The following is a 26,816-nucleotide window of genomic DNA, read 5'->3' as shown; positions in this document are numbered from 1 at the left end:
CTCGGTACGGCGGTACTCCGGGCGTCCGGCGTACCGCCGTGTTCCCGGGGGACTGGATTACAGGCGGTTCGGCATCACGGACGGCTCAGGGCGTCGGCGGCGCCGCCACCGCCGGAAACCGTGGCCAGACCGTCGGCGTCGGTCACCGGCAGCTCGAGCAGGTGCTTGCCGAGGTGCTCCGGGTCGGGCAGGGCGACCGGGTAGACGCCGTCGAAGCAGGCGCGGCAGAGCCGCTCCTTCGGGACCGTCGTCGCCTCGACCAGGTTGTCGAGGCTGATGTACCCGAGCGAGTCAGCGCCGAGTGAACGGCAGATCTCCTCGGTGTTCAGCCCGTTGGCGATCAGCTCGGCCCGGCTGGCGAAGTCGATGCCGTAGAAGCACGGCCACTTCACCGGCGGCGCCGTGATGCGGACGTGGATCTCCTTGGCGCCGGCCTCGCGCAGCATCCGGATGACCGCGCGCTGGGTGTTGCCGCGGACGATCGTGTCGTCGACGACGACGAGGCGCTTGCCTTCGATGACCTCACGCAGCGGGTTCAGCTTCAGGCGGATGCCGAGCTGGCGGATCGTCTGACTCGGCTGGATGAACGTGCGGCCGACGTACGCGTTCTTGACCAGGCCGGACCCGTACGGGATGCCGGACTCCTCGGCGTACCCGATCGCGCCCGGGGTGCCGGACTCGGGGGTCGCGATGACGAGGTCGGCCTCGGCCGGGTGTTCCTTGGCGAGCTTGCGGCCGATCTCGACGCGGGTCGAGTAGATCCGCTGGCCGGAGATCTGGGTGTCCGGACGGGCCAAGTACACGAACTCGAACAGACAACCCTTGGGGTCCGGCTCGGCGAACTTGGTCGAGCGGAGACCGTCGGCGTCGATCGCGACGATCTCACCCGGCTCGACCTCGCGGATGAAGCTCGCACCGCAGATGTCGAGGGCGGCGGTCTCGCTGGAGATCACCCAGCCGCGCTCGAGCCGGCCGAGGACCAGCGGGCGGATGCCCTGCGGGTCGCGGGCGGCGTACAGCGTGTTCTCATCCATGAAGATCAGGCTGAACGCGCCCTTGACCTTCGGGAGGATCTTGGCGGCGGCCTCTTCGATCGTCAGGTCCGGGTAGCCGGCCAGCATCGAGGTGAGGATGTCGGTGTCGGACGACGCACCGTGCTTGGCGTTCGCCTTCGCGTGGTCGACGTCGGCGTCGAGACCGAGATCCAGGTCACCTTCGCCGTTCAGGCTGGCGGCCAGCTCGCTGGTGTTGGTCAGGTTGCCGTTGTGGCCGAGCGCAATCGAACCGGTCGCGGTGGACCGGAACGTCGGCTGCGCGTTGGCCCACACACTGGAACCAGTCGTCGAGTACCGGCAGTGGCCGATCGCGATGTGCCCTCTCAAGCTTGCAAGGGTCGCCTCGTCGAAGGCCTGGCTGACCAGCCCCATGTCCTTGTAGACCAGAATCTGCGACCCGTTACTGACCGCGATCCCCGCCGACTCCTGCCCCCGGTGCTGCAAGGCATAGAGCCCGAAGTAGGTGAGCTTGGCAACCTCTTCACCAGGCGCCCAAACCCCGAACACCCCACAAGCATCCTGCGGACCCAGATCCTGCGGGTCGAGTTCATGAGTAAGCCGACCATCGCCACGAGCCACACCCACAGTCTACGGGACGCCGGACAGTGGCCTGCGTCACGCCCGAGCAACGAGCTCAGTTGGACTCCGACAACCGAGGTCCGGCTACCAGCAGACGAGGGGCTGACAGGCCGGCTCCTGACCCGTCGATGCGCTAGCCGGGACCGAAGCCCCGAGGGCCAGCACGATCCCCAGACCGACTACAGCCAGCAACTTCTTGATCACAACTCGTCCCTTCAGAAATAATCCGAAACCGCCTATTGAGTGCTCTTTATGGACGCGCTCTGTATATGGTCGGTTCCGACAAGTTCTGGAGGAGAAGATGGTGTTCGAGCCGCTGGGGGTGGACGAAGCCACTTTTGCGGTCTATCACGCCCTTCTCAGCCACCCAGACAGTACGCCCGAGCAGATTGCCGCGCTAGTAGAGCTGCCGGCTGAGGCCGTGCTCGAGCTGATGGACAGACTACGCAAACTGGACCTCCTCGTACCGACGTGGACAAACCCAGGAGGAGAGCACGCGGTCCATCCCCGGGTGGGACTCACCGGTTTGGCCGAACGCCGTCGTAGCGAGCTGACCCGGCTGCTCGGTGAGCTGCGTGAGGCCGAGGCATCCGCAGAGGTTGTCGCAGAGCAGTACAACGAACTCCTGACCGCACGCAGCAGCGGTGACGTCGAGGTCCTGAAGGGCCGGGCGAATGCATCACGTCGCATCGAAGAGCTTGCTCTGAAGGCCCGGGAGACGTTCTGGGGCCTGGTGCCGACTCACATCGATGACACGACCCTGTCAGTGGAGGAGTCACCGGACCTTCCGCTGCTTGATCGTGGCATCAAGCTACGAACCGTCTACCTGCAGAGCATGACAGCGTCGAAGCAGGCGATGGAGTACGCCGCAGCCGTCCACCGGCTCGGATGCGAGGTCCGAGTAACTCCGACGCTGCCGATGCGGATCCTGCTTGTCGACCAGGAGATCGCAATCATGCCGATGGATCCGGACAACCCCACAGCCGGCGCAGTCATCCACCGAAGTCCGGCGGTCATCGCCGTAGCCCTGGCCCTTTTCGACTCGTATTGGACCAAGCCACCGAACTGTTCGATCCCGACGAACGCGACGACGCCCCGCTGACCCCGCACGAGGCCGAAGTACTGCGCCTCCTGGCCGGCGGCGCCAAGGACGAGCAGGTTGCCCGCCTCCTCGGCATCTCCCTCCGCACCGCGCGCCGCATCACCGCCAACCTCTCCGAACGCCTCGACGCCGCCAGCCGCTTCGAACTCGGCGTAGCGGCCGCAAAGCGCGGCTGGGTCTGACGGCGTTGTTCGACTCGGCAGGGCTCACGGAGCATCTGCTCGCCGTCTACCGCACCTTGCTGCAGCGGCCAGAACTGGGACGAGGCTCGCGACTGAGCGATCTCGCCGTCGAGCTGGGGCAGAGCGAGGACGAGACGTCCCGCGACCTGGAGAAGCTGCGCGAGCTCGGGTTCCTCGTGCCGAGCTGGATCGAAGGGGTTGAGTATCCGCTCGATCCGTCGCTCACCTTCGGACGCCTCGCCGCGCGGCGGCAACAGGAGATCGAGGCGCTGAGCAAGGAGCTGCGATCGGACCAGCTCGCCGCCGACAGATTCACGGCGGATCTCGCGAATTCCTTGGTGCAGAGAACAACGCGCGACGTCGAGATCCTCGAGGGTCGCGAACTCGCCAACCAACGAATGCAGCGGTTTTCTCCAACGAGATCTGTCTGGGGACTAATTCAGTCTGACGCATCTACAGTTCTTGACCCAGAGCATTTCCCCGACAAACAACATCTCGAGCGTGGCATAGAGATGCGATACGTCTATCCAGAATCCTATTGGAAGAGGTCAGGCGCGCGCGAACTTGCACATTTCGTCTTCAGTCTCGGGGGAAAGGTGCGACTGGCGCCCTCGGTGCCATTCCGGTTGACCATCTTCGACGGCGCGTCGGCGGTAATGGGGATCGACCCTGACGACACCTCTGTCGGCGCCGTCGTGCACCACAGTCGTGCCGTCGTACGGATGGCAGAGGAGCTCTACCTGAGCTTCTGGAACCGCGCGATCGACCCCTTCAAGGACGAGCAACCGGCGAGAGGAAGCGGTGTCAGCGCGCAGGAAGCTGAATTCCTTGGGCTCCTGGTGCGCGAGGCAACCGACGAGCAGGTGGCTCGGAAGCTGGGTGTGTCGATGCGCACTGTGCGGCGGATTGCGGCCAAGCTGAGCGAGCAGGTGGGGGCTTCGGGGCGGTTTGAGTTGGGGGTTCGGGCGGCTCAGCGGGGGTGGGTGGATTAGCCCCAGTCCCAGGAGCGGGAAAGGGGTGGGTGGGGGCTGGGCACGGTGATCTCCTTGGGGCGGGGGGAAGGAGAGGGGAAATGGGTGCGCCGCCCGGGCCTCTCGTGGGGAAAGTCAAACAGAGGGGCTCTCGGGCGGGCAACGAAGAGTGGTGGCCGGGGTAGGTCGTTGACCGGAGGCGGCCAAGGGGTGCTGGTCTACTTACCGGCCTGGACCTGACTGCGGTGAATTTCGGGCAGGAAGGTGTCAGATGGTTGCGCGGAAACCGTGCAGTGTGGTTTAGTACGCGGCTTTTCAGATGACAAACGTTTTCCTGGCGTCAGACCGTCTTGAGCGCGCCCAGGAGCTTTGTCAACGAGTCCCGGGCGTCACCGAACAGGAGTGTTGTTCGGGGGTCGTAGAGGAGTTCGTTCTCGATGCCGGCGAAGCCGGGGCGCATCGAGCGTTTGAGGAAGATGACGCGTTGGGCCTCGTCGGCGTTGAGGATCGGCATGCCGTAGATGGGGGCCGACGGGGTGTTGCGGGCCGCGGGGTTGACCACGTCGTTGGCGCCGACGACCAGGACGACGTCCGTGGTCTTGAAGTCGCCGTTGATGTCGTCCATCTCGCGGAGCTGGTCGTACGGGACCTGGGCCTCGGCGAGCAGCACGTTCATGTGGCCGGGCATGCGACCGGCGACCGGGTGGATCGCGTAGTCGACCTTGACGCCCCGCGACTGCAGCTCCTCGACCAGGTCACGCAGGACGTGCTGCGCCTGGGCGACCGCCAGACCGTACCCGGGCACGATGATGACCTTGTTCGCGTACCCGAGCAGGATCGCCACGTCCTCCGGCCCGCCCGAGATCACCGGCCGCTCGGACGCGACTCCGGCGCCCAGCGTCGACCCGCCCCGGATCGCGCCGAAGAGGATGTTGAACACGGACCGCCCCATCGCGTCCGCCATCAGCTTGGTCAGCAACGTACCGGCGGCGCCGACGAGCGTGCCCGCGATCAGCAGCAGCGTGTTGCCCAGCACGTAACCGCCCGCGGCCACCGTCAGACCGGTGAATGCGTTCAGCAACGAGATGACGATCGGTACGTCGGCACCGCCCACCGGCAGCACCAGCATCACACCGATAGCGAGCCCCACGAGGCAGAGCAGTACGCCGACCCACACGCGCGGGTCCGACACCAGCCAGACGCCCAGCGCCAGCCCGCCGAGGATCGAAGCGACGAACAGCACCGGCAGACCCGGGAACGTCACCGGCCGGGTCGTCATCAGCTCCTGCAGCTTGGTGAACGTCACCACCGATCCGGAGAAGCTCACCGCTCCGACCAGGATCGTGAACGCCGAAGCGATCGCCGCCACCGTCGCGTCGGACGAGACCTCGTCGAGCTCGAGCAGTGCGACCAACGCCGCCGCGCCACCGCCGACACCGTTGAACAAGGCAACGAGCTGCGGCATCTGGGTCATCTGCACCCGCCGCGACCCGACCACACCGCCGATGGTGCCGATGATCAGCGCGATCAGGATCGGCGCCAGGTGGTCCGGCTTGTACGCCGCGAACGTGATGAGGACCGCGAGTACCGCGCCGGCCGCACCGATCAGGTTGCCGGTTCGAGCGCTCCGCGGCGACGAGAGTGCCTTCAGCGCGACGATGAAGCAGACCGCGGAGACCAGATAGCCGATCTGGGCCCAGGTGGGGATCACTTGTGCAGCTCCTTCTTACGAGCCCCCGGACCTTTGAACATCTCCAGCATCCGGTCGGTGACCACGAACCCGCCGACCATGTTCACGGTCGCGAGTACGACGGCCAGCAGCCCGACGATCACCACGATCACGGAGTCGGCCGAGCCGGTGACGATGATGGCGCCGACCAGGATGACGCCGTGGATGGCGTTCGCCCCGGACATCAACGGGGTGTGCAACGTCGAGGAGACCTTGCTGATCACCTCGACCCCGACGAACGCCGCGAGGACGAAGATCGTCAGCAGCGCAATGGACTCGGTCATCAAGCCTGGCCTTTCAAGAGCTCGCGGGTGGGCTCATGGAGCACGCTGCCGTCGTGGGTGACGCAGCAGCCGCGGACGATCTCGTCGGTGAAGTCGGGGTCGAAGGCGGCGTTGCGGGTCATCAGCCGGATCAGGTTCGCGATGTTCTGACCGTAGAGCCGCGATGCCGGACCGGCCATCTGCGACGGCACATTCGCGCCACCCCAGACGAGCGCCTCGCCGATGGTCAGCTCGGTCCCGGCGACGGATCCTTCGACGTTGCCGCCCTGCTCGGAGGCTAGATCGACCACGACCGATCCCGGCTTCATCTGCTCCACCATCGATCGCGTCACCAGCATCGGAGCAGTCCGGCCCGGTACGGCGGCTGTCGTGATGAGCGCATCCGCCGCGGCGACGTACGGCGTGAGCAGTTCTCGCTGCAGCTGCGCGCGTTCAGGCGTCATCTCGCGGGCGTATCCGCCGGGTCCGTCGAGCGTGCCCAGTTCGAGCTCGATCGGTACGGCGCCCATCGACGCGATCTCCTCGGCGGCCGCGGTACGGACGTCGTACGCCTTGACTACCGCGCCGAGGCGCTTGGCGGTCGCGATCGCCTGCAGACCGGCGACACCGGCTCCGAGTACGACGACCTGGGCCGGCGGGACCGTGCCGGCTGCGGTCATGTTCAGCGGGAAGAAGCGCGGGAGTCGTTCGGCTGCGACGATCGCCGCCCGGTATCCGGCGACGAGCGCCTGGGAGGACAGCGCGTCCATCGACTGGGCCCGGGAGATCCGCGGGATCAGCTCCATCGCGAACGCGGTCAGCTTGGCGCGAGTTGCGGTCCGGACCACGTCCGGCGGGTTCGTCGGCAGGAACGACATCAGCGCCGTACCGGCGTGCAACCGCTGCAGGCGCTCGCGTTCGAGCGGCTGGACCGATGCCACGATCGTGGCCGCGTGGTCGGCGCCCCAGGCCACTTCGGCGCCGGCGTCGCGGTACTGGTCGTCGGAGAACAGCGCGCGCTCACCGGCGGCCGGCTCGACCGCGACCTCGTAGCCGAGCTCGATCAGTTTCGCGACTTGTTCCGGCACCAGCGCGACCCGGCGCTCCGCCGGTCTCGTCTCCCGTACGACTGCGATCTTCACTCGCCGAAACCTATGCCAAACACTGGGTCGCCGGAAAGCCCGCTCACGCCTGGTTCGCCAGGTTCTGAAGCAATAACGCTTCTGCGAGGCATACCTTCGAGAACTCGGCGAGGTGGAGGCCCTCGTCGATTCCGTGGGCTCGGGTGTCAGGATCCTCGACGCCGGTGACCAGAATCGTTGCCTCCGGGAAGGCCTGCTGGAACTCGGCGATGAACGGGATCGAGCCGCCCATGCCCATGTCGATCGGGTCGACACCCCAGGCGGTCTTGAACGCCGACCGGGCCGCTTCGTACCCGGCGCCGCGCGCGTTCACGCTGCACGGCTGGCCGTTCTGGCCCTCGGTCACGGTCACCTGCGCACCCCAGGGCGCGTGGTTCTCCAGGTGTTCACGCAATGCTGCACTGGCCTTGATCGCGTCGTCGCCGGGCGCGACCCGCAGGCTCACCTTGGCCCGCGCGACCGGCACCAGCGTGTTGCTGGCCTCCGCGACGGACGGAGCGTCGATACCGACCACCGCAACGGCCGGCCGGGTCCACAGCCGGTCCACCAGCGAACCCGAACCGGTCAGCCGAACGGAATCGAGCACCGAAGACTCGGCCCGCAGCCGATCCTCCGGGTACACCACATCCGCCGCGCGGGACGCGTGCAGCCCGTCGACCGCAACGTCGCCCTTGTCGTCGTGCAGGGTGGCGAGCAGCCGGCACAGCGCCGACAGCGCATCCGGGACCGGCCCGCCGAAAAGACCTGAATGTACGGCGTGATCGAGCGTCCGCACCTCGACGTACGCCTCGACCAGGCCGCGCAGCGAGACCGTCAGGGCCGGCGTGCCGACCTCCCAGTTGCCGGAGTCCGCGATCACGATCGCGTCGGCGGCGAGGTCCTCGGAGTACTCGTCGAGCAGCTGCAGCAGGGTCGGCGAGCCGATCTCCTCCTCGCCCTCGACGAACACCGTCACGCCCACCGGCAGATCGTTGCCGAAGGCCCGTACGGCGGCGAGGTGTGCGGCGATGCCGGCCTTGTCGTCGGCGGCGCCCCGCCCGTACAGCCGGTCGTCGCGCTCGGTCGGCTCGAACGGGTCCGAGGTCCACTGCTCGACCGGTCCGGTCGGCTGGACGTCGTGGTGCGCGTACAGCAGTACGGTCGGCTTCCCGGCCGGGGCCGGCTTCTTCGCGATCACCGCCGGCGCACCGTCGCCGGCGCGGACGATCTTCACCGTGAAGCCTTCAGCCTCGAACAGCGCCGCGGTCGCCTCGGCGGACCGCTGGACGTCGGCCGCGCGGGCCGGTTCGTAACTGACCGACGGGATCCGGATGAGGTCCTCGAGGTCGGCACGGACGCTGGGCAGAACGCGGTCGATCGCCGCGGACAGATCGGTCATGCGACAACCGTACGGCGTCCGTTCGCCGATCTGCCGCCCGGTGAGCCCTGGCTCGTTACTCACTGCCGATTTACTCTGAGGTTCTCGTAGGTTTCCGCCCAACCTCCGGAGGTCACAATGCGCTTTCTCGCGATCTCGACCGCCCTTCTCACCACAGCCGCCGCCCTCACCGCAGCCCTGCCGGCGCACGCCGCGATCAGCTGCGACACCGCCACCACCGGCGGCGCGACGTTCTACGACGGGCCGTCCGCGTCGAAGAAGTACGACGCCCGGTTCAGCAACAGTGCGAGCATCCCGAACCTCAGCACGTACACCCCGCAAGGCGCGGGCACTTGGTACAACTGGGACGGCTCCGGCAAGAACCTGCTCCTCGTCGCGGCGTACCGCGAGGGCGCCGATTCCGAGATCTACGGCATCGACCCGTCCACCGGCTCCACGGTCGGCGTGGTCGCAATCGCCGAATCGCACGTCGGCGGGATCACCGTGAGCAAGGGCTGGGCCTTCGTGGCCGGCCAGGGCAGTAGCATCCGCAAGTACCGGCTGACCGAGCTACGCGACGCCCTGAAGGCCGCTGGTACGCCGTACCTCGCACAGGTCGGTACTGCGCGCGACGTCGCCGGCTCGTCCTTCATCGGGGGCTACGGCGACTCGCTGTTCGCCGGTACGTTCAACGACACGGGCCGCGGGACCATGTACGAGTACAAGATCGCCGACGACGGCACGCTGACCACTCAGTCCGGCGCATGGGAGATCCCGACCAAGACGCAGGGCCTGACAGTCACCGCGAGCCACTTCATCTACAGCACGTCGTACGGGCGTGGGAACCGCAGCAACATCTACGTGGTCAAGCGCGGCCAGAAGGATCTGGACGCCGCCGCGCTGAGCTGCTTCCGCGCGCCGAGCATGACGGAGGGCATCACGGAGTACAACGGGACGGCCTACCTGGTTTACGAGTCCGGATCGCACCTCTACGCGTCCGACCCGGCCACGCTGAACGTCATCCCGCGCATGCACAAGGCATCCATCTCGTCGCTGACGTCGCTGGTGCCCTAAGGCTTGTACGCCGCCGAGTCGAGCACCCTGGTCCGGGTCCCTGCGTCGGTAGCCCGGACCTGGATCCGGAGCTGCGTGCCGGCATTCACCTGCCGGTACTGCTCGACAATGCTCGGGCTGGTCCCACAGCTGAGCTGGAACGTGACTGCCTGCTGGCCATCGATGGTGCTCTGAGCCCCTGAACCCACGGTGCAGCCGTCAGGCGCCGTGACGCTCGTCGGCAGCTGGGTCGCGTTCACCACGCCGACGAACACGCCTTCGATCGCAGAGTTCGTCTGCCACGAGGACGTATTGGTGCTGACGAGGAGCGACTGCTGTCCGTCAACGGCCTTCTGCTTCCACGAGCGTGGGACCTCTACCGACAGCGGTTTGTCATCCACCTTGATCGGACGGGTCAGGACGTACTCATAACCGCCGTACCCACCCCCTGCCGCAAGAACCAGCGCAGCGAGCGTAGTGATCACTGCTGCACGCCGGCGGCGCTTGGGCTTCACCGGAACGGTCTGCTCGTTCAAACTGGCTAACGCGGTCGCCTGGTCGACCGGAGCGGCAGCGGGCGCCGGTGCGGGCATCTCCGCGGCCGGGACCAACCCAGCCGGCACCTTGCCCGTGGTGTACGCCTCTCGCAGCGCATTGAGGAAGCTGTCGAGGTCAGGCCAGCGCTGGTCGCGGTCCGGCTCGAGAGCACGCCGTACGACGACGTCGATCGCGTCCGGTACGTCCTCGCGCAGCGTGGTCATCGACGGCGGCGGTGCGTCGATCTGCATCACCGCACCGAGGCTGGCAACGCCATGCGGTGGCTGACCGGTGAAGGCGGCGTACGCAACGGCGCCCAGCGAGTACAGGTCCGCTCGGTGGTCCAGCCGGTCGCCCATCACCTGTTCCGGAGCGACGTACGCCGGAGTGCCGCCGGGCATCGTGATCCGCGACACCTCCGCCAGCGACTTGCCCAGTCCGAGGTCGGACAGCATCGCGCGATCGCCCGCGGCCGAGTCGGTGCGGAAGAGCACGTTGGCCGGCTTCACGTCCCGGTGCAGTACGCCGCGCGCGTGCAGGTGCTTCAGACCGCGCCCGACCTGCGTGATGATCCGGACCGCCTCGCCGAACTCGAGCGGCCCGGCCTTGATCCGCTCCGCGAGCGTGCCGCCGTCGGCGTACGTCAGCACCATGAACGGGCGGCCGTCCTCGGCCTCGCCGATGTCGTGGACGCCGACGACGTACAGCGAATCGACCTTGCGCAGGAACCGGCCCTCGGCCAGGAAGCGACGGCGGACGTCCTCGTCCTCGACCCAGTTCTCGGACAGGATCTTGACCGCGACCTCGGCGTCCAATTGCTCGTCCCGGGCCAGCCAAACGGTCGCGAAACCTCCGGCACCCACCCGGCGGACCAGGGAGTACCGGCCGATCCGGGGTGGCTGGTCCATGGCGCAATTATGCTCGATCCCTCCTGCGACCCGTTCGCTGGAGTGAACAAAGCGGTGTTTCCCGACGTCACATCTCCCGACAGCGGGCCTTGAGGTTTGTTAGGAGATCGCGGATGCGAGTGCAGAACGGCCGCTTGGTCGCCCTCGTCGCAGCTGTCGCCGTGGCCGCTATCGCGGGCGGCGGAGCCCTCGCCTACCGCCAGGGCCCCGAGACCGCGGCAGCCGAAGCCGCTCCCCTCTCCACGTCGCCGTCCCCCAGCAGCCCGACGACGGCCAAACCGACGCCGATGCCCTCCAAGACACCGACGCCGAGCAGTACGCCGCCGGCCGGGCCGCTGAAGACGAAGATCGTCCTCAGCAAGCTCCCGACCGGCCGCGCTCCGCAGATCGCGTACCTGACCGGCCGGACGATCCGTGGCGGCGCCGGCGGAGACGTCACGGTCCCGGGCAGTGCCGACATCCAGGAGGTCGCCCGGCTCGGCTCGTCGGCCCTCGCGGTAGTCACCAAGGGCTACGGCACCGAGATGCTGACGATCAACACCGACGGCAAGATCACCGCCCGGACCCCGGACATCACCCAGATCGTCACCACCGACGACGGCGTCGGCGCGGCGTACGTCGGCTCGCGCCTGAAGGACACCGGCGAGTCGATGGCCGGAGCGACCATTTACGCACAGCAGGATCAGGGCCGCGGCACCGTACAGAAGGTGACCGTGCCGGACGTCTGGAACACCTCCCTGCTGGGCTACCTCAACGGCAAGGTGTACTTCGACGCGGGCACGACCGAGGACGGTTCGACCAACCTGTACGAGTGGACTCCTGGTGAGTCGAAGGCGACGCTGATCAAGGCCGTCCCGAAGGCGATGGCTGTCTCCAGCGTCGGTACGGCGGGCTCACTGACCACTCTGGCCGACCAGAACAGCTGCAGCAGCCTCCTGACCGTGCCAGCAGGCAAGCGTCTCTGGCGCACTTGCGACTACCAGATCGTTGGCTTCACCCCGGACGGCGCCACTGCGATCGCCGGACCGATGTACCAGGACGGATACGGCAACGGCATCGCAGCTGTACTGGACGCCAAGAAGGGCACTCTGCTGCACGAGTGGTCCGGAGTGTTCCGCCAGTGGGTCCCTGAAGACGACCAGCACCTCCTCCTACTCGCCGACACCGGCGAGGAGACACCTGCTTCCATCATCCGCTGCACGGTCTCTACCGGTGCTTGCGAACTCGCCACGCCCCTTGCCAAGGGCGCACTACTGATCGGGGACTGAGTTGACGACTCCGCCCAAGCGACAGCTGAACGGCCGTCTCATCGCTGTCGTAGCGGCCGTCGCTGTGGCTGCTGTCGCTGTCGGCGGAGCGCTCGCCTACCGCCAGCGGCCCGAGTCAGCCTCCTCAGCCCTCGCCGCGCCACTGGGCGGGACCCTGAGTCCCACACCGTCACCGACGCCATCACCGACCCCCATGCTCACCTCGACCCCGGTCGTAGTAGCGAAGCCGACGCTGAAGCCGTCGCTCACGCCGAAGCCTCCGTCTACGACGACACCCCAGGCCCCCTCCGGCCCGGTTGCTCTCGAGGCCGCCAAGCTGACGCAGGGGCGGGCTCCGCAGCTGGCCTATCGGTTCGACCGCACTGTGCTCGGAGCCGGCAAGGAGCTGAAGGTCCCCAGCACCGGCAGCCTGATGGAGGTCGCCCGCCTGGGCACCAGCGTCCTCGCAACGACCTCCGGCGGCGATCTGCTCAAGGTCGGCTCGAGCGGCACAGTGATTCGCCGTACGCCGCATGTCATGACCCTCGCCGGGACGGCCGACCAGTCGGCCGTGGCGTACGCGACCACCCCGCCAGTAGTCGTTGGAGAGCAGACGTACGGCGCGACGCTCTACGCGGACAACGGCGCCTCGGTGAAGTCCGTGGAGCTCCCCGACGTCCAGAGCATCTATATGCTCGCGTACACGAAGGACACGATCTACTACAAGGCCTCCGTCAAGGGCGCTGAGCGGACGTTGAAGCTCTACTCGTGGACACCGGGTGCCGCCAAACCCGTTCTGGTGAAGACGGTCACCGGCGACGCGACGGCTGTCTCCGAGGACGGCCGCCTCGCGTCCGCACTGCCTGCGAACAACACCGGCGACGGCTGCTCCACAGTGGTCGAGATCGCCACCGGCAAGAAGCGGTTCAAGACCTGCGACTACCGGGTCACCGGATTCACCCCCGATGGCAGCGTCGCGATCGGCACACCGGCGTACGGCGACAGCTACTGCAGCAACATCATCACCGCGCTGGACTCGCGCAGCGGCGCCGTGGAGCGCCAGTGGAGTGGCTGCTTCTACGAGGCCGTCGCAGAGGACGAACAGCACCTGCTGATGGTCGCCGTCGTGGCCGGAGGAGGTCAGGATCCGAACACCAAGACCACAGTCGTGCGCTGCTCCCTCGACACCGCGGAGTGTGAACGCGCGACCGAGGTTGTCGCCGCCAAGCAGGTCGACTTCGCCCGCTGATCTGCTCTGAGCAGATGTCCCTTTGCCGCAAGGGTTTTCACGGCAGACTGCGGGTATGACGACGGTTGCAGTACTGGCTGACATTCATGGGGTGCTGCCTGCACTGGAGGCGGTGCTGGCCGACGCTCAGGATGCTGACGTGATCGTGCTGGCCGGGGACATCGCCAGTGGACCGCAGCCGGTGGAGACGCTGGATGTCCTGACGGCGTTGGGCAATCGGGCCGTGTGGGTGCGCGGTAACGCGGACCGGGAGCTGGTGGAGATGGCTCGGGGGACGTACGACGCCAAGCCACCGGATGAGGTGAGCCCGTGGGCTGCGGAGCAGCTGCGGCCGGACCAGGTCGAGCTGCTGGCCGGACTCCCCACCACCGTGACGATCGGAGACGCGTTGTTCTGCCACGCCACTCCACGCGATGACGAGGAGATGGTGCTGGTCGACAGTCCGATCTCACGGTGGTCCACAGTGTTCAGCGGCTTGCCGGCTGACGTCAGGACGGTGGTGTGCGGCCACACGCACATGCCGGTCGCGCGTCAGGTCGATCGGCGCCTGGTGGTGAACGCAGGCAGCGTCGGCATGCCGTACGGCGCACCCGGTCCGAGCTGGGCGCTGCTCACCGCAGACGGCGTACAACTGCGTCGATCCGCGTTGGACGCTGCTGCAGCGGCGGACCGGATCGTGCGCGAGTCGACGTACCCAGGCCGGGAGGCGTGGGTTGCGGAGTACCTGCTGAGCACGTACTCCGACACGGAGGCGCTGGAGGCGTTCAGGCCGCGTGCGGAGGGCTGAGCGGTTACCGTCAGGGGGTGTTCGCGCGGCGGAGGAAGCATTTCGGGACTCCGGCCGACAAGGCGACGTATGCGACGCTGCATACCGCCTCGTTGGCCAGCCCGCACTTGCGCGAAGGCCTGACCCCCGCAGCGGCAGGTAAAGCGAGCCGCCACCTCAGGGACCTCCTTGGTACGGCGGCTATCGCGATCTGCGACTCGTCCGGCGTACTGGCGTGGGACGGCGTCGGTGGCGCGTACGAGAGCAATCACCGCCGGGACGCCAAGGACCTCGCGGCGCCGACGCTCCGCTCGGGCCGAACCGCAGTACTAGGTGCACACGACGTGGCCTGTGGCGATCCACAGTGCCCGATCCGTACAGCGGTGGTCGCACCAATCGTCACCGAGGAGCGCGTGGTCGCCGTACTGGTCGCGTACAGCAACAACACCTCCGCTGCACTGGTCAGAGCTACCGAGGAGGTTGCCCGGTGGGTGTCCGGCCAGGTGGAGCTGGCAGAGCTCAACAAGGAACGCACCCGGGCTATGGAGGCCGAGCTGCGTGCGCTGCGCGCCCAGATCAGCCCGCACTTCATCTACAACGCCCTGGCCGCTATAGCCTCGTTCGTCCGCACAGATCCCGAGCGAGCGCGTGAGCTGCTGCTGGAGTTCGCGGACTTCTCCCGCTACGCACTGCGGCGTGGCGGCGAGTTCACCACGCTGGCTGATGAGTTGCGCAATGTGGAGCGCTATCTGGTGCTGGAGCAGGCCCGCTTCGGTGATCGGCTCAAGGTGTCGCTGCAGATCGCGCCGGAGGTGCTGCCAGTGGTCATCCCGTTCCTGGTCGTCCAGCCGCTGGTGGAGAACGCAGTACGGCATGGACTCGAGGCCGGGGCCGGCTCGATCACTATCCGCGCGCGGGACCGGATCAACGAGGCAGAGATCAGCGTGGAGGACGACGGCGCCGGTAGCGACCCTGAGGTGATCCGCGCCGCCCTGTCCGGCGAAACCGGCAGCGACTCGGTCGGCCTGGGCAATGTCGACGCCCGGCTGCGGCAGGTGTACGGCGACACGTACGGCCTGGTCGTGGAGACCGCACTGGAGGCCGGCACGAAGGTAACTTTCCGCATCCCCAAATACTCCTCAGGGGTGCATGCGTCCCCTTAGTGTGAGGGGATGGTTGACACTCCGCTGCGCGCGCTCGTCGCGGACGACGAGGAGCCCGCCCGTGAGGAGCTGGTGTACCTGCTGAGCCAGGACCCTCGGATCGGCGCCATCCAGACCGCATCGGACGGCCCGGAGGCGCTGAAGATCCTGCAGGCCTCCGACCTGGACGTGGTGTTCTGCGACATCAAGATGCCCGGTCTGGACGGCATCGACCTGGCCAGTGTGCTGTCCAAGTTCCGCCAGCCGCGTCCTCGGATCGTCTTCGTCACGGCGTACGACGAACACGCCGTGGCCGCCTTCGAGCTCGACGCGGCCGATTACGTCATGAAGCCGGTCCGGGCCGAGCGCCTGGCCGAGGCGGTCCGCCGGGTGGTCACCGCGGGCGCACCGGCTGCGCTGCAGTCGCCGGACGACACCGACGACGAGACGATCTCGGTGGAGCTCGCCGGCATCACCCGGTTCGTGCAACGCTCCACAGTCCGGTACGTCGAGGCGCAGGGCGACTACGCCCGCCTGCACACCGGCCAGAACTCGCACCTCGTCCGCATCCCGCTCAGCACGCTGGAGGAGCGCTGGCGCGACGCCGGGTTCACGCGGATCCACCGCAGCACGCTGGTCGCCCTGGCGCATATCGACGAGATGCGGGTCGACGGCGGCCGGTGCGCGGTCCGCGTCGGAGGCGACTGGCTCCCGGTCAGCCGGCGGCACACCCGCGAGCTGCGCGATCTCCTGGTCCGATCGACCTCCCTGCGATGAGCACTCCGGAGGGACCGCGCAGGGTTCGGGTCACCAGCCCGCGGACCAGTGCGGCCCGGCGTCCGATCATCCCGACCGGTACCCGCGAGATCGATGAGCAGACCAGGCTCGGTGAGATCTACATGCTGTCGCTGGTCCAGTCCCAGCTGCGACTCACGCTGGCAGTCATCGGCGGCGTACTGCTCGTCCTCGGCAGCATCCCGCTGCTCTTCTGGCTCGTCCCGCCGACGCGCACCCTGTCCATCTTCGGCCTGCCGCTGCCCTGGGTGATCCTCGGCATCGTGGTCTATCCGGTCGTGTACGTCGCCGCGCGCATCTACGTCCGCAACGCCGAGCGGATCGAGGCCGAGTTCACCGAGTTCGTCGGACGGCAATAGATGTCATCGGCAATCAGTTTGAGTGCGATCGGATTGGTGGTCGCGGCAACGATCGGGATCGGGCTGTTCGGGCTGCGGATCTCGCGGACGACGAGTGACTTCTACGTCGCAAGTCGCGCGGTCAGTCCGCGCTGGAACGCGTCGGCGATCAGCGGCGAGTACCTGTCGGCTGCGTCGTTCCTCGGTGTCGCCGGTCTGGTGCTGGTGAACGGCGCCGACATGCTGTGGTTCTCGGTCGGCTACACGGTCGGCTACCTGATGCTGCTGGTCCTCGTCGCGGCTCCCCTGCGCCGGTCCGGTGCGTATACATTGCCGGACTTCGCCGAGACCCGCTTCGAATCGCCTTTGGTACGGCGGATCTGCGCCGGTCTCGTGGTCGGAATCGGGACGCTCTACCTCCTGCCGCAGCTGCACGGAGCCGGTCTCGCCGTACAAACCGTTACCGGCGCACCGCCGCAGGTCGGGGCGATGATCGTCGCGGTCATCGTGGTGATCAACGTCGCCGCGGGGGGAATGCGCTCGATCACCTTCGTGCAGGCGTTCCAGTACTGGCTGAAGCTGACAGCGTTGGCAGCACCAATCTTCGTGATCCTGCTCGCGTGGCACCAGCCGACCGGCGTACTCGACTCACTCCACGGGGCGGCCGCCGAGTGGGCCGAGCCGTTGTCGCGTGCGGGCGGTCGCGACCATCCGCTGTACGCGACGTATTCGTTGCTCTTGGCCCTTTGTTTCGGGACGATGGGCCTCCCGCACGTGCTCGTCCGCTTCTACACCAACCCGGACGGCCGCGCGGCCCGCCGTACGACGGTCGTCGTCCTCGCGTTGCTCGGCCTGTTCTACCTGTTCCCGCCGATGTACGCCGTCCTCGGGCGGACGTTCGCGCCCGACCTGGTGGCCAGCGGCGGGGACACCGTCGTACTCGAGCTACCCGGGCGAGTTTTCCCTGGTACAGCAGGGGATCTGCTCGGTGCACTGGTTGCCGCCGGGGCGTTCGCGGCGTTCCTGTCGACGTCGTCGGGGTTGACGGTCGCGATCGCCGGGGTGATCGACCAGGACCTGCTGCGGAGCCGGTTGCGCGAGTGGACCGGCGGCGACTACGTGGCGGTCAACAGCTTCCGGATCGCGGCGTTGATCGCGATGGTCGTGCCATATCTGGCGTTCACGGTGACGGGCGCCTTGAGCCTCGCGGACACCGTCGGGCTCGCGTTTGCCCTTGCTGCGTCGACGTTCTGCCCTCTGTTGGTGCTGGGGATCTGGTGGCGGCGGATGTCGACCACGGGCGCGGCGGCCGGTCTGGTCGTCGGCGGGATCGCGGCCAGCGCTGCTGCTCTGATCAACGTGGCGGGTGCACCGCAGGGAGGTTGGCCGCGGGCGCTCGTCGGCCAGCCGGCCGCGTGGACGATGCCGCTCGCGTTCATCACGGTCATCGTGGTCTCGAAACTCACCCCGGACCGCATCCCGGCCGGAACCGCCCGCAGCATGGTCCGACTGCACACCCCTGAGGCCGTCGACGTGGATCGCGGCCTGCCGCCTCGGTAAGACCGCTCGTCGTGTGATTCCTACCGCTCGGCGCAGCTGACCGATCCACCGAGCGACTGGTCTGCTCCGCTGAGCGCTCGATGCGCGCCGGTGCTGTCGGCTGCTGGTGACGCAGGCCACAGTACGACGTGCCCGGCCTCTTCCGCCCGGCTCGATCCACCTGGAGGCTCGCCGATGAGTGATACGCGCGATCCGGACCTCACGACGTACAGGGATGTCCAGCTGTCACCGGACTTCTCCGAACTGCGTCGCAGGTTCCGGCGGTTCGTGTTCCCGATGACCGCACTGTTCCTGGTCTGGTACTTCGTCTACGTCCTGCTCGCCGACTACGCGCACGGCTTCATGTCGCACAAGGTCGGCGGCAACATCACCGTCGCCCTCCTGTTCGGGCTCGGCCAGTTCGTGTCGACGTTCGCGATCACGCTGATCTACGTCCGCTGGGCCGACCGCCGGCTCGACCCGGACGCCGAGAAGCTGCGCCGCCAGATCGAGGGAGAAGCCCAGTGACCGCCCCACTGATGTTGCCGCTGGCGACAGACATCGGTAACCCGACCGTCAACATCGTCATCTTCGCGTTGTTCGTCGTGGCCACGCTGGCGATCGTGTTCCGGGCCTCCCGCAACAACAAGACCGCGGCCGACTTCTACGCCGGTGGCCGGTCGTTCACCGGTCCGCAGAACGGCATCGCGATCTCCGGCGACTACCTGTCCGCCGCGTCGTTCCTCGGCATCGCCGGCGCGATCGCGCTGAACGGATACGACGGCTTCCTGTACTCGATCGGCTTCCTGGTCGCGTGGCTAGTTGCACTGCTACTAGTTGCCGAGCTGCTACGGAACACCGGCCGCTTCACGATGGCCGACGTATTGTCGTTCCGGCTGAAGCAGCGGCCGGTCCGGATGGCGGCCGCGATCTCGACCCTCGTCGTCTGCTTCTTCTACCTGCTGGCGCAGATGGCCGGCGCCGGCGGTCTGGTCGCGCTGCTGCTCGGCGTCAGCCACCGGGCCGGACAGAGCATCGTGATCGCCGTGGTCGGCATCCTGATGATCACCTATGTCCTGGTCGGCGGCATGAAGGGCACCACCTGGGTACAGATCGTCAAGGCCGTGCTGCTGGTCATCGGCGCCGGCATCATGACGCTCTGGGTGCTCGCGAAGTACGCCTTCAATCTGTCCAGCCTCCTCGGTGCAGCCGTCGACAAGAGCCCGGCCGCCGGCGAGAAACTGCTGTCGCCCGGCCTGCAGTACGGCGCAACCGGCGTCACCAAGCTGGACTTCATCTCGCTGGCTCTCGCGCTGGTGCTCGGCACCGCCGGTCTCCCGCACGTGCTGATGCGCTTCTACACGGTCCCGGACTCGAAGGAAGCCCGCCGCAGTGTCAGCTGGGCGATCTGGATCATCGGCATCTTCTACCTGTTCACGCTGGTCCTCGGGTACGGCGCTGCCGCGATCGTCGGACCGGACCGGATCAAGGCCGCACCGGGCAAGGCGAACTCGGCCGCCCCGCTGCTCGCCTTCGAACTCGGCGGTGAGGTCCTGCTCGGCGTCATCTCCGCGGTCGCCTTCGCCACGATCCTCGCCGTCGTGGCCGGGTTGACGATCACCGCGAGTACGTCGTTCGCGCACGACATCTATGGCCAGATCATCAAGAAGGGCCAGATCAGCGGCGACGGCGAGGTCCGCGTGGCGCGGTACACCGCGGTCGTGATCGGCATCGTCGCGATCATCGGCGGCATCTTCGCGAACGGCCAGAACATCGCGTTCCTGGTGGCACTCGCGTTCGCGGTCGCGGCGAGTGCGAACCTGCCGACGATCCTGTACTCGCTGTTCTGGCGGCGCTTCAACACCCGCGGCGCGCTCTGGAGCATCTACGGCGGCCTGGCCTCGACGATCATCCTGATCGTGTTCAGCCCGGTCGTCTCCGGCAAGGTCGACGCGAAGACCCACGCCAGCCTGTCGATGATCACCGACACGAGCATCGACTTCCACTGGTTCCCGCTCGACAACCCGGGCATCGTGACGATCCCCCTGGCCTTCTTCCTCGGCTGGCTGGGAACCGTCACCAGCAAGGAGCCGGTCGACGTGGACCGCTTCGCCGAAATGGAAGTCCGCTCCCTCACCGGCGCCGGCGCCGAGAAGGCGGTCAACCACTAAATACCTGTCAGGCAGGTCCTGCTGAATTCGACGCGGACCTGCCTGACAGCCCCAACTCCGGGCGGCCAGGTAGGCGAGTACCTGACCGCCCGGCTCACGTTTTCGGGGCCGGCAGTCAGAACTCGAGGGTTGGCCAGAGTTCGTAGAAGACGGCTCGCGAGGTGTTGCCGCGGGCTTCTTCGACGGCGTGAAGGCGGCCGAAGGTGAAGGGGTTGCCGCCGTCGGCGAAGACCTCAAGGGCCAGGTGGTGGAGGAGCTCGCGGGAGACAACGGAGTCCTGGTGTTCGCCGAGGATCTCCTGGACCTCTTCGGCCCGAGCAGCCAGCGCAGTCGCGTCGTCGCCCAGCACAGGTACGGCGGACTCCGCGGCGTACCGGAGTCGTTTGGCGGCCTTGCGGACCTCGTGGAGCTCGTGGTCCTGCTCAGCAACCGTCTCCGCGGCCTGCGAACGCTTGACCGCCTTGCGCATCCGCTTGCGGTCGTGGCCGATGACGTCGTCGATCTGCTTGCTCGCCTTGCGGTCGTCGCCGGTCACCGGCGGCTTCACGATCAGCTCGTCCAAAGCGTCGAGCAGCCGGAAGTACCGCTCACTCTCGAGCGCCGCGAGCGCGCCCGCACGGCCGTCCTTGTAGACCCGGCGCAGGTGATCGTCGATCCGGCCGGCGACGCGGCCGATGACCAGTTCGACCGGTTGCTCCGCGACCTCGGCCGCGAAATGTTCGCGCTGCACCTCCGCATCGCGTGCGACCCCGAGCTCGCCCGCGAGCCACTTGAGCTCCGCCCGGAGCTCATCACCGGCCTCGCGGTCGATCACCGCACGGTACGTCGCCAGCGCCGACCGCAGCCGCCGCGTCGCGACCCGGAACTTGTGGATCGAGTCCGGCACATCACGCCGCACCTCGGGGTCCCGCTCGTGGATCGCCTTCACCTGCGCAGCGGCGTACGCCCGGAACAGGTCGGACGTCCGCGGCTTCTTCGGCAGCGTCCAGTCCACGGACGACGGCACCCGATTGCCGAGCGCCCGCGCCAACTTGCTCGGACCACTTGCGGGACGCGCGCCGGCCGACTTCAGCAGCTCGCCGGCGTCCTCGAGCAGCAGCTTGTCCCCACCGACCAGCTCGACCTCCCACTCGCGCCAGCTCTCCGGCTCGCCGCCCTCGACCGTCGCGGTCACGTTGTCGTCGGCGACCTCCGCGAGTACGGCGCCGTCCGCGTCGAGCAGGCGGTGTACGACGCGCCTCGTCTGCAGCGTGACGACCGGGACGAGCGCGTGATCGCGCGCATGCACGCGGACCGTGCGAACGACTGCGATCGGCACACTCCGCACCGATCGCCCGAGCGGGTGATGGACCTCGAGCCGCTCGCCCGACGACACCGGGAACTTCACGTGCCAGCCGTCGTCCTCACCACCGGTCCGGCGGCGCAACGTCACCTTGTTCGCAGCCAGGTCGAGCCCGGCGGTGTCGTAGTAGACGGCCTCCAGGTCGAGCTCGACGGGCTGGGCGACACTTGCGACCCCGGGCAGCTCGTGCAGCGCCGGCAGAATCACGCTGTCGTCGACGTCGTACTTCGTCTCGATCTCAAGCTGCTCAGTCGGGGGCATACCCCCTGTCTACCAGGAGTTCATGAACTGGTCAGGTGAGTGCTCGGAGATCAGCCACAAGTCGTTGCAGGTCACGGTCCTCGATCCCGTTGACGGTCGGGCGGAGCTGCCTGCGCTGGTTGCGATTCAGCGACCGGCAGACCGCGGCGACGAGGACGAGTAGAGCGATCATGTCCGACCGACCCCCTTGAAGAACGTGTAGTGGAATGTGCCGCCGGGCTCGGCAGTCTTCTCGAGGTCGCGGATGCCCGCGTCCCATTCGGCCTCGGTACGTCGGCCGGCCGCGATCGCGCGTTCACGCACTGACTCGACCATCGCGATGAACGTCTTGCGCGTGAACCCGTCGACGAGATGCGGGAGCGTCTGGTCGGCGTACACGGCGCGTGGCTCGACGTGTACCTCGTCGTATCCGGCCTGGTCGAGGAGCGGTTGGAGGCGGCGGCCGATGAGCGAGTCGCCGCCCGCCTCGGCCTGGAGGTCGACGAGGCAGTCGACCGCGGCTTGGGCCTGTGTACTGCGCGGGTGGTAGATGGCGGAACCGTGGTCGCCTTCGATCACCGTGATCGTGCCGCCGGGGTTCAGCAGGTCGCGCAGGCTGACGAGAGCCTTGGCCGGATCCGTGAGGTGCTCGAGGACGAAGCAGACGAAGATGTGGTCGAACTTCTCGCCGCGCAGGTCGTGGAGGTCTGCGTGGCGCCAGTCGACTGTGGCATCCGGAGCATGTACGGCGACGCGGGCCTTCGCCTGGGCGAGCGAGTCTTCGGAGACGTCGACCGATACGAGCTCGATGCCGGGGCTGCGGGTCACCAGCTGTACGGTCTGCGCGCCCACTCCGCAGCCCGCTTCCAGCACTCGGCTGCCGGCTGGGTAGGTGGTGCCGCCGTGAAGGAGGTCGGCGAGCGTTCCGGCCTGGTCCGCCAGGCGACGGGTCTCTGCCGGGGTGTAGCCGTGGACGTAGTCAGTTCCCATACCTCTACGATCCGGCCACAATGGTCCTGTGAACAGGTCCAATCCGGGCAGAAGTGGTCGGTCCAATGGAGGCGCGGACTTCCTTCAACTGGATCCCGCCGAGGCGCCACCCGGCGGTCTCGCGAACTGGCTCACCGACCGCCTCCGCACTGCAATCTCCACCGGCCACCTCCCAGTAGGCACCCGCCTCCCCGCCACCCGCACCCTCGCCGCCGACCTAGGCATCTCCCGAGGCGTGGTCACCGAGTCCTACCAACGCCTCACCGAAGACGGCCACATCACCACCCACGGCCGCGGCGGCACCTTGGTGGCCGGTTCGACAGGACGTAGTCATGTACGTATAGCCGCCGGCCCGCCTGGCGCGGCGCCAACCGTCGGCGAATCGGCGACTACCTCCTGTCGTTCCGCGGACAACCTCGACATCTTCGACGACCTCCGCGCCGCGCCCGCCAAGGTCGATCTCACCCCCGGAGTGCCGGATCTGGCGGCGTTTCCGCGGGCGGCGTGGTTGCGGGCTGAACGGGCTGTGCTTGACGACCTGGAGTCGGCGAGCTTCGGGTACGGCGATCCGGCGGGGACTCCGGCGCTGCGGCGAGCTGTCGCGAACTGGCTCGCGCGTAACCGCGGGATCGCGGCCGACCCGGACGACCTGATCATCGTGGCTGGTGTTGCGCAGGCGATCGGGCTGGCGGCGCAGGTCCTCGCGCAGCGCGGCGTACAGGAGATCGCCGTCGAGGATCCCGGCTCGCTCGGATCTCGGCAGCACCTACAGAACTGGGGCATGCATACCCCACCCATCCCGGTCGACGACCGCGGCCTACAGGTCGATGTACTGCGGGAATCCGCCGCCCGAGTGGTCATGGTGACGCCGGCGCACCACTTCCCGACTGGGGTAGTGCTCGACGGTGAACGTCGTCGTGAGCTGATCCAATGGGCCGCGGACGGCGGGCTGATCATCGAGGACGACTACGACGCCGAACACCGGTACGACCGCCCGCCCGTCCCCGCACTCCACGCGATGCTGCCCGACCACGTGATCTACGCCGGCAGCATCTCCAAGCTCCTCGCGCCGTCGCTGCGGATCGGCTGGATGCTCCCGCCCCCGCAGTACAAGGACGAACTCGTCGGCCGCAAACGCCTGGCCGACCTCGGCAACGCGGCGCTCCCGCAGCTCACGCTCGCCCATCTGATGGAGTCCGGCGAGCTCGAACGCCACCTCCGCTTCCTCCGCCGCCGGCACCGGGTCCGCCGCGACGCGATGGTCACCGCGATCCACAACTACTTGCCCACCGCAACCATCCACGGCGCCGCCGCCGGCCTGCACCTCACGATCACTTTCGACGACCGCACCGACGACACCGACCTGGCCGCGTCAGCCCTGGCCAACGGCATCAAAACCCACCCCCTGTCCTGGCACAGCCAACTCCCCCACGCCCCCGGCCTCGTCCTGGGCTACGCCGCCCGCACCCCCACCGAGATCACCGAGGCCATCGCCACCATCGCCGGATCCCTGGCCAAGAACAGGTAGCAGTCCCTCCACCCGCCTCGCGCGGCAGCGATCAGCCGACCACTACCTGTCCTTCGGTACGCCGCGGACGCGGCAGCACCAACGGATCCGGACACCCCAACACCCGCGAACCGGTCGCAGGTAGCGATCTCAGTGGGTGTAGAGCTGAGCCATCGCGAGCGCGAACTGGGTCATCAGGTCCGGGTTGATCGCGCGCGCCGGAAGCGGCACGAGCTCGACGATCTTGTCGTCGCCGACACGGATCGTCGTCCGGCCGGTGGCGGTGTCGACGTACCCCTCGTCGCCGAGCGGGAGGGACTGGGAGGTCGCGGCCTTGCGGATCGGGACCATCAGGGCCTTCGCCTGCGGGGTACGGCGTACCGAGGTGTACAGCACGTTCGTCGAGGTGACCCAGCCGCAGACCGGGTCGCCGAGGGTCGTCTCGCCGTCCCGCCGGACCATCGGCGGCCCGCCCATCACGTTCTCGGCCGCGGACGAACCGCGCTCACAGTCCTGCCGCGTGATCAACAGCGCGGGCTCCGGCAGCCCGGGCGCCTGATTGATCGCATCCTGCCCCAGCACGACGTACTTCGCGAGCGTGGCCTTGGGCCCGGTGATCCTGTACAGCCTGCCGTCCAGCAGGAACACGACGAACGTGCTCGTCCCGTACCCGCCGTCCCCCAGCAGCGCCGGTTTGGCCGGCTCCTTCTTCGTCGCGGCGTACGCCTTCTGGGTCGCCGCCAACGTCGCCTTTGTTGCCGGAAGCACCGAAGTCTCGACCTTCAGCACCGGCCCGTTCGCAGCCGTGCTGAGCGTCAACTGACAGACGTCGTACGTCGGAATGCCGAAGTCGACCGGTGGCGTCTCCGGCTGGATGTTCGCGACCGGCACCGCGAGCGTCGACTTCACCAGCGCGGCGTCCATCCGCACGCACAGCGTCTCCGCAAGCTTCGAACCGGACGACGGCGTCACGGACGGCGTTTCCGACGGGGTCTCCGAAGGCGTCTGCGAAACCGACACCAGTGGCGGCGCACTCGGCGCATTCTCCTGACCGGGACCGCTACAGCCCGCAAGCAGTACGACGGCCAGCCCGGCGGCGATCAGGGTACGCATGATGCTTGGAAGCCTAGGGCATGTCTCCCCGTCCCGCGCCGTCGCGAGCAGGTGCTCGGCGCGGTGCATCGGCGCGCGGGGGCGAAGGGGTCGATGCGGAGCATCGTTCCCTTTGCACCCGTGCGGCGAGGTGCCGTGCCGAGTGCCGCGCAGTAGGCGCGGGGCGGGGAAACATGCCCTCACCGGGCCGCGCGGAGGTCTCTTTCGCGGACGGCGTGTTCGTCGGTGCGGGCGTCGTACCGCCAGAACTCGCGCAGCCACGCGGCGGTGCCGATCACGCCGATGACGCACAGGGCGCCGCCGCTGACGATCGCAGTACGGACGCCGGTGAGGTCCGCGACGAGGCCGGAACGTGCCTGGCCGCCGAGCGGGCCGAGGGAGTATCCGAGCATCTCGATCCCGGCCAGCCGGCCGCGCATCTCGTCGGGGATCGTCTGGTTCCAGATCACCGAGCGGAACAGCACCGACACCATGTCGGCCGCGCCCGCCAGCGCGAAGAACCCGATCGCGAACCAGATGTTCGGCGCCAGCCCGGCGATGCCGACCGCGGCGCCCCAGCCCATCGTGGCCAGCACCACCGCCCGGCCCTGGTGATGGACATGTTTCGCCCATCCGCTGGTCAGGCTCGCGCACATCGCGCCGATCGCCTCTGCGCTGTACAGGAGACCGAGCAGTTTCGGCTCCTTCAGGATCTCGGTCGCGAACGCCGGGAACAGCACGATCGGCATCGCCAGGAACATCCCGACCATGTCCACCACGTACGTCGCCAGCAGGTCCTTGCGGCGGAACGCGTACGCGATCCCGCCGCCGATCGCGCGCAGACTGGGCGCGGTGGTGTGGTCACCCGCCTTGTACGAGCCGAGCCGGCTGTAGAGCAACGTCGCGAACACGATCCCGGTCAGCTCGATCGCAAACGCCCAGGTCACGCCCGCCGTACCGACCAGGACACCGCCCAGCGCCGGACCGGCGAGCTGGCCGATCTGCGAGGTCAGCGAGCTCAGCGCGACGGCCGCCGGGATCTCCTGGTGGCGGACGACGCGCGGCAGGAGTGCCTCCCGCGAGGGCCGCTGCAGCGAGGAGGCGACGGCGTTCAGCGCGCCGCAGACGTAGATCAGCCAGATCTGCGGGTGCGCGAGCAGGGTGTTGGTGACCATCAGCGCGGAGATCACGACCTGGGCGATGCCGGTGCCGACGAGCAGCTTGCGGCGTTCGACGTGGTCGGCCAGCGCACCGCCGTACAGGCCGAACACGACGAGTGGTGCGATCGTCACCAGACCCATCGCGCCGACGGCGAAGTTCGATCCGGTGAGTTGGTACAGCTGGTACGGCAGAGCGACGTACCCGACCATTCCGCCGAGGAAGAAGACCGATCCCGAGACCAGCAGGATGCGGAAGTCACGGGAACCACGCCACGGGGTCAGATCGACGCGCAACCGGGCCAGTCGCGTGCGGAGACTTGCTGCCACCGGAACATACTGACAGGTCCTACCAATAGGGAC

At 67.8% G+C, this 26,816-nt stretch carries 25 protein-coding genes; 15 read left to right on the top strand and 10 right to left on the bottom strand.

Features of this window, described 5'->3' with window-relative positions; translation table 11 throughout:
- Positions 1–74: 74 nt before the first annotated feature.
- On the bottom strand, positions 75–1,634 hold the full coding sequence (purF, locus tag EV645_RS23060) for an amidophosphoribosyltransferase (protein ID WP_130446029.1): 1,560 nt from the start codon (positions 1,632–1,634) through the stop codon (positions 75–77).
- Positions 1,635–1,935: 301 nt separating this feature from the next.
- Between purF and EV645_RS23055 the strand changes: the two genes are divergently transcribed.
- Genes EV645_RS23055 through EV645_RS23050 form a run of 3 tightly spaced genes read left to right on the top strand, consistent with a single transcriptional unit; the run spans position 1,936 to position 3,910 of the window.
- Positions 1,936–2,736 (top strand): TrmB family transcriptional regulator, encoded by an 801-nt coding sequence (locus EV645_RS23055; RefSeq protein WP_242000588.1) that lies wholly within the window; start codon positions 1,936–1,938, stop codon positions 2,734–2,736.
- Positions 2,682–2,918 carry a response regulator transcription factor gene (locus tag EV645_RS42840; protein WP_242000587.1) on the top strand — a complete coding sequence of 79 codons (237 nt, stop codon included), beginning with the start codon at positions 2,682–2,684 and terminating at the stop codon, positions 2,916–2,918. Before EV645_RS23055 ends, EV645_RS42840 begins: the two co-directional genes overlap by 55 nt.
- Positions 2,919–2,923: 5 nt before the next feature.
- Positions 2,924–3,910 (top strand): helix-turn-helix domain-containing protein, encoded by a 987-nt coding sequence (locus EV645_RS23050; RefSeq protein ID WP_130446028.1) that lies wholly within the window; start codon positions 2,924–2,926, stop codon positions 3,908–3,910.
- A 319-nt stretch (positions 3,911–4,229) separates the two neighbouring features.
- On the opposite strand, the gene EV645_RS23045 is transcribed toward EV645_RS23050, so the two are convergent.
- Genes EV645_RS23045 through EV645_RS23030 form a run of 4 tightly spaced genes read right to left on the bottom strand, consistent with a single transcriptional unit; the run spans position 4,230 to position 8,401 of the window.
- On the bottom strand, positions 4,230–5,600 hold the full coding sequence (locus EV645_RS23045) for an NAD(P)(+) transhydrogenase (Re/Si-specific) subunit beta (protein WP_130446027.1): 1,371 nt from the start codon (positions 5,598–5,600) through the stop codon (positions 4,230–4,232).
- Positions 5,597–5,902: an NAD(P) transhydrogenase subunit alpha part 2 gene (locus tag EV645_RS23040; RefSeq protein ID WP_130446026.1), complete on the bottom strand. Its 306-nt coding sequence runs from the start codon at positions 5,900–5,902 to the stop codon at positions 5,597–5,599. Before EV645_RS23040 ends, EV645_RS23045 begins: the two co-directional genes overlap by 4 nt.
- Positions 5,902–7,023 carry an NAD(P) transhydrogenase subunit alpha gene (locus tag EV645_RS23035; protein WP_130446025.1) on the bottom strand — a complete coding sequence of 374 codons (1,122 nt, stop codon included), beginning with the start codon at positions 7,021–7,023 and terminating at the stop codon, positions 5,902–5,904. Before EV645_RS23035 ends, EV645_RS23040 begins: the two co-directional genes overlap by 1 nt.
- A gap of 43 nt (positions 7,024–7,066) precedes the next feature.
- The gene (locus EV645_RS23030; RefSeq protein ID WP_130446024.1) at positions 7,067–8,401 is read right to left on the bottom strand and encodes a dipeptidase; all 1,335 of its coding nucleotides are present in this window, start codon (positions 8,399–8,401) and stop codon (positions 7,067–7,069) included.
- Between the two features lie 117 nt (positions 8,402–8,518).
- On the opposite strand from EV645_RS23030, the gene EV645_RS23025 reads away from it, so the two are divergent.
- Entirely contained in the window at positions 8,519–9,454 is a 936-nt protein-coding gene (locus EV645_RS23025; protein ID WP_130446023.1) for a hypothetical protein, read from the top strand.
- Here the strand turns inward: EV645_RS23025 and EV645_RS23020 are convergent.
- Entirely contained in the window at positions 9,451–10,878 is a 1,428-nt protein-coding gene (locus EV645_RS23020; RefSeq protein ID WP_130446022.1) for a serine/threonine-protein kinase, read from the bottom strand. The two genes, EV645_RS23025 and EV645_RS23020, sit on opposite strands and share 4 nt — an antisense overlap.
- Before the next feature lie 113 nt (positions 10,879–10,991).
- On the opposite strand from EV645_RS23020, the gene EV645_RS23015 reads away from it, so the two are divergent.
- The 9 genes from EV645_RS23015 (at position 10,992) to EV645_RS22975 (ending at position 20,125) form a co-directional block, all read left to right on the top strand.
- Positions 10,992–12,146 carry a hypothetical protein gene (locus tag EV645_RS23015; protein ID WP_130446021.1) on the top strand — a complete coding sequence of 385 codons (1,155 nt, stop codon included), beginning with the start codon at positions 10,992–10,994 and terminating at the stop codon, positions 12,144–12,146.
- A gap of 193 nt (positions 12,147–12,339) precedes the next feature.
- Positions 12,340–13,374 carry a hypothetical protein gene (locus tag EV645_RS23010; RefSeq protein WP_130446020.1) on the top strand — a complete coding sequence of 345 codons (1,035 nt, stop codon included), beginning with the start codon at positions 12,340–12,342 and terminating at the stop codon, positions 13,372–13,374.
- Between the two features lie 55 nt (positions 13,375–13,429).
- Positions 13,430–14,161 carry a metallophosphoesterase family protein gene (locus EV645_RS23005; protein WP_130446019.1) on the top strand — a complete coding sequence of 244 codons (732 nt, stop codon included), beginning with the start codon at positions 13,430–13,432 and terminating at the stop codon, positions 14,159–14,161.
- A gap of 17 nt (positions 14,162–14,178) precedes the next feature.
- The gene (locus tag EV645_RS23000; RefSeq protein ID WP_130446018.1) at positions 14,179–15,303 is read left to right on the top strand and encodes a sensor histidine kinase; all 1,125 of its coding nucleotides are present in this window, start codon (positions 14,179–14,181) and stop codon (positions 15,301–15,303) included.
- A 9-nt stretch (positions 15,304–15,312) separates the two neighbouring features.
- Complete coding sequence (locus EV645_RS22995; protein ID WP_130446017.1) at positions 15,313–16,059, top strand: LytR/AlgR family response regulator transcription factor; 747 nt, start codon at positions 15,313–15,315, stop codon at positions 16,057–16,059.
- Positions 16,056–16,436: a hypothetical protein gene (locus EV645_RS22990; protein WP_130446016.1), complete on the top strand. Its 381-nt coding sequence runs from the start codon at positions 16,056–16,058 to the stop codon at positions 16,434–16,436. The genes EV645_RS22995 and EV645_RS22990 overlap by 4 nt, the downstream gene beginning before the upstream one ends.
- Positions 16,437–17,975 (top strand): sodium/solute symporter, encoded by a 1,539-nt coding sequence (locus EV645_RS22985; protein WP_130446015.1) that lies wholly within the window; start codon positions 16,437–16,439, stop codon positions 17,973–17,975.
- A gap of 174 nt (positions 17,976–18,149) precedes the next feature.
- Positions 18,150–18,482, top strand: a complete 333-nt coding sequence (locus EV645_RS22980; RefSeq protein WP_130446014.1) for a DUF485 domain-containing protein — start codon at positions 18,150–18,152, stop codon at positions 18,480–18,482.
- A gap of 11 nt (positions 18,483–18,493) precedes the next feature.
- Positions 18,494–20,125, top strand: a complete 1,632-nt coding sequence (locus tag EV645_RS22975) for a sodium:solute symporter family transporter (RefSeq protein ID WP_130446529.1) — start codon at positions 18,494–18,496, stop codon at positions 20,123–20,125.
- Positions 20,126–20,240: 115 nt separating this feature from the next.
- Here EV645_RS22975 and EV645_RS22970 read toward each other — a convergent pair whose 3' ends face one another.
- Positions 20,241–21,728, bottom strand: coding sequence for a CYTH and CHAD domain-containing protein (locus tag EV645_RS22970; protein ID WP_130446013.1), 1,488 nt, complete (start codon positions 21,726–21,728; stop codon positions 20,241–20,243).
- 22 nt (positions 21,729–21,750) lie between these two features.
- Between EV645_RS22970 and EV645_RS41930 the strand changes: the two genes are divergently transcribed.
- Positions 21,751–21,891, top strand: coding sequence for a hypothetical protein (locus EV645_RS41930; RefSeq protein WP_157997135.1), 141 nt, complete (start codon positions 21,751–21,753; stop codon positions 21,889–21,891).
- A gap of 5 nt (positions 21,892–21,896) precedes the next feature.
- Here the strand turns inward: EV645_RS41930 and EV645_RS22965 are convergent, their stop codons facing one another.
- The gene (locus tag EV645_RS22965; RefSeq protein ID WP_130446012.1) at positions 21,897–22,697 is read right to left on the bottom strand and encodes a methyltransferase; all 801 of its coding nucleotides are present in this window, start codon (positions 22,695–22,697) and stop codon (positions 21,897–21,899) included.
- A 28-nt stretch (positions 22,698–22,725) separates the two neighbouring features.
- Here EV645_RS22965 and pdxR point away from each other — a divergent pair, with 28 nt between their 5' ends.
- Entirely contained in the window at positions 22,726–24,225 is a 1,500-nt protein-coding gene (gene pdxR, locus EV645_RS22960; RefSeq protein ID WP_130446011.1) for a MocR-like pyridoxine biosynthesis transcription factor PdxR, read from the top strand.
- A gap of 129 nt (positions 24,226–24,354) precedes the next feature.
- On the opposite strand, the gene EV645_RS22955 is transcribed toward pdxR, so the two are convergent.
- Both EV645_RS22955 and EV645_RS22950 read right to left on the bottom strand, forming a co-directional pair.
- A complete protein-coding gene (locus EV645_RS22955; protein WP_130446010.1) occupies positions 24,355–25,317 on the bottom strand; it encodes a hypothetical protein in 963 nt (320 codons plus the stop codon).
- Positions 25,318–25,496: 179 nt separating this feature from the next.
- On the bottom strand, positions 25,497–26,783 hold the full coding sequence (locus EV645_RS22950; RefSeq protein WP_130446009.1) for an MFS transporter: 1,287 nt from the start codon (positions 26,781–26,783) through the stop codon (positions 25,497–25,499).
- Between the last annotated feature and the right edge of the window lie 33 nt (positions 26,784–26,816).

The organism is Kribbella rubisoli, from assembly GCF_004217145.1.
Lineage (GTDB): Bacteria > Actinomycetota > Actinomycetes > Propionibacteriales > Kribbellaceae > Kribbella > Kribbella rubisoli.
Note: the sequence above shows the minus strand (reverse complement) of the source record. Positions and strands in the feature narration are given on the sequence as shown.